Origin of the sequence: Pseudarthrobacter sp. PvP090 (assembly GCF_040547365.1) — a bacterium.
Classification (GTDB): domain Bacteria; phylum Actinomycetota; class Actinomycetes; order Actinomycetales; family Micrococcaceae; genus Arthrobacter.
In genome coordinates, this window is the sequence record NZ_JBEPPO010000006.1 from 293811 (window position 1) to 300180 (window position 6370).

General features: G+C 66.7%; 8 protein-coding genes. 1 reads left to right on the plus strand and 7 read right to left on the minus strand.

The features are described 5' to 3' along the window. Positions 1–13 precede the first annotated feature (13 nt). From ABIC21_RS09545 to ABIC21_RS09575, 7 genes are all read right to left on the minus strand, one after another. A complete protein-coding gene (locus tag ABIC21_RS09545) occupies positions 14–424 on the minus strand; it encodes a pilus assembly protein TadG-related protein (protein WP_502935984.1) in 411 nt (136 codons plus the stop codon). A 92-nt stretch (positions 425–516) separates the two neighbouring features. Then, on the minus strand, positions 517–1008 hold the full coding sequence (locus tag ABIC21_RS09550) for a hypothetical protein (protein WP_502935981.1): 492 nt from the start codon (positions 1006–1008) through the stop codon (positions 517–519). Continuing rightward, positions 989–1387 (minus strand): TadE family protein, encoded by a 399-nt coding sequence (locus tag ABIC21_RS09555; RefSeq protein ID WP_354350152.1) that lies wholly within the window; start codon positions 1385–1387, stop codon positions 989–991. The genes ABIC21_RS09550 and ABIC21_RS09555 overlap by 20 nt, the downstream gene beginning before the upstream one ends. A 3-nt stretch (positions 1388–1390) precedes the next feature. Next, positions 1391–1639 (minus strand): hypothetical protein, encoded by a 249-nt coding sequence (locus tag ABIC21_RS09560; RefSeq protein ID WP_354350172.1) that lies wholly within the window; start codon positions 1637–1639, stop codon positions 1391–1393. A 66-nt stretch (positions 1640–1705) separates the two neighbouring features. Further along, positions 1706–2647, minus strand: a complete 942-nt coding sequence (locus ABIC21_RS09565) for a type II secretion system F family protein (protein ID WP_354350153.1) — start codon at positions 2645–2647, stop codon at positions 1706–1708. Beyond that, positions 2644–3498, minus strand: a complete 855-nt coding sequence (locus tag ABIC21_RS09570) for a type II secretion system F family protein (protein WP_354350154.1) — start codon at positions 3496–3498, stop codon at positions 2644–2646. Before ABIC21_RS09570 ends, ABIC21_RS09565 begins: the two co-directional genes overlap by 4 nt. Continuing rightward, on the minus strand, positions 3498–4721 hold the full coding sequence (locus tag ABIC21_RS09575; protein ID WP_354350155.1) for a TadA family conjugal transfer-associated ATPase: 1224 nt from the start codon (positions 4719–4721) through the stop codon (positions 3498–3500). The genes ABIC21_RS09570 and ABIC21_RS09575 overlap by 1 nt, the downstream gene beginning before the upstream one ends. A 292-nt stretch (positions 4722–5013) precedes the next feature. On the opposite strand from ABIC21_RS09575, the gene ABIC21_RS09580 reads away from it, so the two are divergent. Next, the coding region (locus ABIC21_RS09580) for a GH25 family lysozyme (RefSeq protein ID WP_354350156.1) at positions 5014–6370 on the plus strand (1357 nt) is incomplete at its 3' end.

The following is a 6370-nucleotide window of genomic DNA, read 5'->3' on the forward strand; positions in this document are numbered from 1 at the left end:
GGCCTCGAGCCCGTTAGCGCGTGAGCTGCGAACGCGCGGTCGAACTCGCCTCGATCCTGATGCCGTCAGGGACCAGGAAGTTGACCACGGGCGGGTGGACAGCGGCGCTGAGCACCACGAGGGCGGTAGAACCGTCCGGACTGCCCGTTCCCGGACCGACTGCCAGGCTGCTGAACCGGGTGGAGGCGCCGCTGCGGCCCAGGAACTCGACTGCGGCGCTCTGGACGCGTGCGCCGGTCAGGGTGGCGGTCGGGTTGCCGCCGCCCGTTTCGAGCTGGCCAAGGGTGAAGCTGTCCGCGGCGGCCACGGAGGCGCCGTCGGCCAGCGAGAGGAGCTTCTTGTGCTCGATGTAGACGCTGGAGGCCGCAATGACCACGGTCGCGAGAAGCAGCGCGAGCAGCACGAAGCCGACGACCAGCACCATCAGTTGTCCGGCGTCGTTGCGCCGGTCCGGGGATGATGGATCAGATTCCGGTCCGTGCCACGGGCGCCCGACGCGCAGCTTCCGGGGACGGCTCATCGGAAGCGGCCCACCAACTGCGTGGCGGTGGCGCTGAGCTGCCCGGCGTTGAGGTCCAGCACTTCGCTGAACGGGACAAACGGCAGCGGTACCGTCAAATGGACGGTGACCGTCACGGCCGATCCCGGTGCCAGGCAGTCCGCGGGGGCACAACTGGTTTCGAGCCGGGAACTCGCCGCGGAGTGCCCGTGGTCCGCGAGCGCCAGCAGGACGGCCTGCTCGGCAGCGGCCCGGCCGCTGGCGGCATCTGCCTGGGTAACGAAGACCTTGGCGGCCTGGTCCGCGGCGCCGACGACCGCGAATGAGCCGCCCTGGAGCTGGGCCATCGTGATGATGAAGTAGACCAGCGGCACCATCAGCAGCAGCGACAGGAAGGTGAACTCGACGACGGCGCTTCCCCGTTGTGCGTCGTCCGGGACGCAGGCGTCTGCCATCGCTGCCTCGCCCCACGGCTGCCGGTCCGGTGAGTCAGGGCTGGATGGCCGCATGCCCCTTCACCTCCAGGAAAGCGCGGGGACCGATCAGCCCGATCACAGGCAGCGGCGCTCGGACCGTGACTTCCAGGGTCCGGACGCCCTGGTATGTGGCTTCACTCGTCGTCACGTCCGTGGCGAACCCAGCGTTGAGCGCGACGCCGATCAGCTCCGCAGTCCGGTCCTTGGCCTCGACGGCGCCGCGGTCCGCGAGGGTTCCGTATCTGGCGCCCGATGCCGCGGCGTCGATTAGCGTGTTCCGAACGTGCAGAACGAGGGTGAGCTGGACGATGGCGAGGAAGAACAGGGTGAGCAGCCCGCCGACGAGGACGAAGTCGACCACCGCCGAACCTCGTTCGTTTGTCGTGCTCCTGCCGGCGACGGGCAGGCGCACGTGCTACTGCCCGACCTTGTCCATGGCCTGGTTGAAGAGTCCTTCCAGGGCCGGGCCAGCGAGCGCGAGAAGTGCGGCGACGAGGACGGCCGACATCAATGTGATCATCACCCAGCCGGGCACATCGCCCCGCTCCCGGGGATCACCGGGCCGCTCACGCAGCCGCCCCATGGCCGGGTTTGCCCTGGCACGCACCAGCGCCAGGCTCACGGTGCAAAGCAACAGCACCATGCGGATTTGGATCTGTTTCACGTTCTCCCCTTTGGTTGGTCCCTCGTTTGTCTTCCTGCGGCTTCCCTACTGTTCCTTTAGCTGTTGTTACAAACCCAGGCTGATGGCTGCCAGGCCCGGAAAAACAGCGAACACGACTGTCAGCGGCAGAACGCCGAAGACGACGGGAACCATCATGCCGATTTCTTTCTTTCCGGCCGACTCCATCAAGTCGCGCTTTGCCGTGTCCCGGACGTCCTGGGCCTGGGCCCGCAGCACATCAGCGAGTGGCGTTCCGCGTTCGACGGCGACGACCAGCCCGTCGACAAAACGGAGCAGCGGGCCAAGCTCCGTCCGTGCCGAGAACTCCTGAAGGGCTTCCACGAGCGGTTTTCCTGCCCGGGTCTCCGCCAGAACGCGGGTGAAGTCTTTGGACAGCTCGCCCCGGGCGCTGCGGCACACTCTGTCCAGTGCGCCCGTCGCGCTCTCGCCCGCGCTGACGGCCAGTGCCATGAGTTCTGCGATACTTGGGAACTCCGCCATCATGCGGGCCTCACGCTTCCTGACATGCGCGCTGAGCAGGTAGTCGCGCAACAGAAATCCACCGGCAGCGCTGCCCAGCACCAGCACCACGGCGAGCAGGGGGCTGGACCTTCCGGCCACGCCGAAGAGCACAACGGCAGCGACCGCCGCGACGAAACCGCCCGCGCCCCACAGGAGCTGTTCGGCCCGGAAATCCGCCGGCGACTTGGCACTCCCGGCCCTGGTTAGCCGGCGGTCCAGGGCCGAAGATGCAGGGCTCAGCCTCCCCAGCCACGAGACGGCGTCGCCAATGACCGGCCGCAGAATTCGTTCCAGCGGCCCAAACGGGGTGAGATTTCTCGGTACGGCGCGCAGGAGCCGGGATTCCAGGTTGTGGGACTTCAACTGCGGCCCGATGCGTTCAACGAAGGTGGTCGGCCGCATGAACGGAAGCCTGATCAGCAATAACCAGAAGCCGCAGCCAAGGACGACACCGCAGGCGACTGCCGCCGCCATCAGCCCTGTCATCGGAGGACCCTCTCCTCTGCCGGCAGCGCTCCAATGCGGAGCATGATGGCATAGCAGGCCAGGGACACCACGAGTCCCCCCACCAAAACGGCGGCCCCGAGCGGCGTGCTGTAGGCAGCCACGGCTTCGGGCCGGCTTGCCAGCAGCATCAGGACAACCCAGGGAGCGGCCACCGCCAGCCGCGCGGCGTTGATCGTCCAGGACTGCCGTGCCTCCAGCTCGCTCCTGGTCCGGGCGCTTTCCCTCAGGAACTCCGCCAGGGTGCCCAGCAGCCGGCCCAGATCCGATCCGCCCACTTCCCTGGTCAGCCGGAGCGCCTCGACGATCCGGTCGGCCACCGGATCCGCCAGCCGGTCCTTCAGCCTGGTGAGGGAAGGATCGAATTGTCCTCCCGAGCGGTAGTCAGAGCCAAAATCGCGGAACACATGGCGGAGTTCCTCCGGGCCGTTGTGGCCCAACTGGATGAGGGCTTCCGGCAGCGACAGGCCGGCGCGGATGGCGGAGCGGAGGTGGTCGACGACGTCGGGCCACAATTGGCGCAGAACAGCGGTGCGTTTCCGGGCACGCCACTTCACGATGGCCATGGGAAGCCAGCCCCCAAAGAGGCCAAAACAGCCCGCGATCGGCCACGACCCGGTCACCGCGAAGAAGACGAGCATCGAAAACGCTCCGACACCGAGGCAGCTCACCAGCAGGCCGGGGCCGCTGACCCTCTCGATGCCTGCGGACCGCAACAGGTCCTCAAGACGCCCCGGGCCCAGCCTGCGTCCGGCCGCTTTCGGCTGCTCCCAGGCAGACCACCAGATCAGCAGGAGTCCGGCACCGGCAAGCATGCCAAGGAGCGCCGCCATCAGCGCGATTCCAGCAGGGCCGCGACGTCGTACCCGGCCCTTGAAAACTTCTCGGCTGCCGGCATCGAGTTCGCCCTGGGCTGCAGCTGGCCATCAGCGAGGGCGAACACCATGGACGACTCGATGATGCCGTTCTCGACCCTTCGACCCAATGACAGGATCTCCGTCACCTCTCTGCGTCCGCTGGCGTGGCGGGCACAGTGGACCACGAGGTCGATGCAGGAAGCAACCGTCGGAACCACGAAGGCGCTTGAGATGTTCTCGCCTGCCAGCAGCGGGAGCGTACAGATCTTGGTGACTGCATCGTGGGCAGAATTCGCATGGACTGTGCACATCCCGGGCAGACCGGAATTCAGCGCGATCAGCATGTCCAGGCTCTCGGCCTCCCGGACCTCGCCCACCACCAGCCGGTCGGGGCGCATGCGCAGGGCCTCCTTGACCAGCCTGCGGATGGGAATTTCACCTTCGCCCTCCAGATTCGGCTGCCGGCACTGCAGCCCCACGACGTCGCGCAGGGGAAACTGCAACTCGAAGATCTCCTCAACGGTGATGACGCGCTCACGGGTTCCGATACTGGCCGCCAGACAATTGAGCATGGTGGTCTTGCCCGCCTGGGTGGCGCCGGAGACCAGGATGTTCAGCCCACTGGCGACGGCAGCGCCGAGGAACCGCGCTGCCTGCGGCGTCAGTGTACCCAGCTCCACGAGGTGCTCGAGCCTGCTGGCCTTCACGACGAACTTGCGGATATTGACGGCCCAGTGACGCCGCGTCACGTCTGGAATCACGACGTGCAGGCGCGAGCCATCGGGCAGCGCCGCATCGACGAAGGGCGATGACAAGTCCAGGCGGCGCCCGGAGCTCTTGAGCATCCGTTCCACAAGGTCCCGGACCTGCTGGTCCGTGAGCGAGACCGATGTCAACTCCGACTCGCCGTTCCGGGCCACGTAGATTTCGTTTGGAGCGTTCAGCCAGATTTCCTCGATGGCAGGGTCGTCCAGCAGCGGCTGCAGTGCGCCGAACCCGGCCACGGCGTCGAAAACGAACCTACGCGCCGTCTCCAACGGACCGATCGGCGGGAGGGGACCCAACAAGGCCCGCTCGTCGTAATCCATGACCGCTGCCTCGACGAGGCGCCTCACTTCACCGGCCTGCCGCAGCGGATCGAGGCCGCGGCGTCGAATCAGCTCGCGAACTTCGTCCTCGACAATTCGCACAGCCTCCACAATGCCCCCAATATGACTGCCGCCCTGTCCCGGGGCGCTGCAATTGGGTTAAAGCTAAGCTCGGGCGGGCCCCCGGACAAGGCCCTGAGGGACCCTATGTGGAAAACCCGCAACCCGCTTCATAACAATTACCCCACTAGTACCACCAGAAACTCTGGTTCGCTTAAACGGGCGATGTTAGGGTGAGCGCGACAAGTCAGACATTCTCACATCCCGAACAATTGCATCACGCATGGCATTGGGGGCGAGATCACTATGACACTGCCATGAGCGTGTTGTTCCGGAGCGGAAAATGAAGCGGACTTTACTTCAACCCAAGAGGCACCTCGGCAGCCGGGTGGGCACCGTGCTGCTGGCCGCGTCGCTTCTGGCCGGTCCCGGCCTGGCTTCAACCGCCTCTGCCGTCGAACCGGCACCGACGCCGACCGTACGACCGACGGCCACCTCGACGCCGGCCGCGAAGCCAAGCCCCTCCGCGACGACGTCCCCTGCCCCCGCCGCTCAAGCTGCCGGCGCCCCCGCGGCAGCCAAGGCCACGTCGACCGACTACCGGACCGCGATGGCAGCGGCGGCAGGTCCGGGCGGCGCAGAGATGGGCCAGGGGCTGCGGAGTTCCGACGCCCCAAGCCGCCTGCGCACGGAGGCCGGGGCGCTCGCCACTGAAGGCACGTGGACCCCGACGTTCGGCGTCCAGGGTTTGGACGTCAGCAACTATCAGGCAACGGTCAACTGGCAGACCCAGTGGGACTTGGGCGCCCGCTTCGCCTACATCAAGGCCACCGAAGGCAACTACTACACGAGCCCGGCGTTCAGGGCCCAGTTCCAGGGATCCCGTGGCGTCGGCATGCTCCGTGGCGCCTACCATTTCGCCAACCCCGCGGCATCCTCGGGAGCGGACCAGGCCCGGATATTCGTCAACGGCGGAGGGGTGTGGAGTCCCGACGGCTACACGCTGCCTCCCGTCCTCGATTTTGAGGCCAATCCTTACGCTGGCCAGACCATTGGTGGCTACTACCAGGGCAACACCTGCTACGACATGTCCCCCACACAGTTGACAACCTGGGTGCGGGATTTCGGAAGAACCATGCTGTCCCTGACGGGGCGGTTGCCCGTCATCTACACCAACACCTCGTGGTGGAAGCGGTGCACAGGGGACGCCACAGGCTTCGGCGACTACCCGCTGTGGACCGCGTATTGGCCCAGTTCTGCCAGCAACTACGCTGGCCCCCTTCCGTCGGGTTGGCGGAATTACAGCTTCTGGCAGTACAGCGAGTCCGGCCCCTTTGCCGGCGACTCGAATGTCTGGAACGGCAGCTATGCGGACCTGCGCACTTTCGCGCGGAACAGCGTGCCGCGGGCCGCGCTGGACGCGATTGCCGCGTTCACGTCGTCGTCGTCGGTGATGGGTTCTGCGACGTCGGGGATCACGTGTGGCCTGCGTGGCGGGGGCTGTTTCCAGGGGTTTGCCAAGGGCGTGGTCATGTGGTCCCCGGCGACCGGCGCGCAGCCGAGCCTGCTGGGGCCGATCCGTGATGCCTGGGCCCGCAGCGGCTACGAAAACGGCGCGATGGGCTACCCGACCTCGGGAGTCATCTGCGGGCTGAAGAACAGCGGCTGCTTCCAGAACTACCAGGGCGGCGCGATCATGT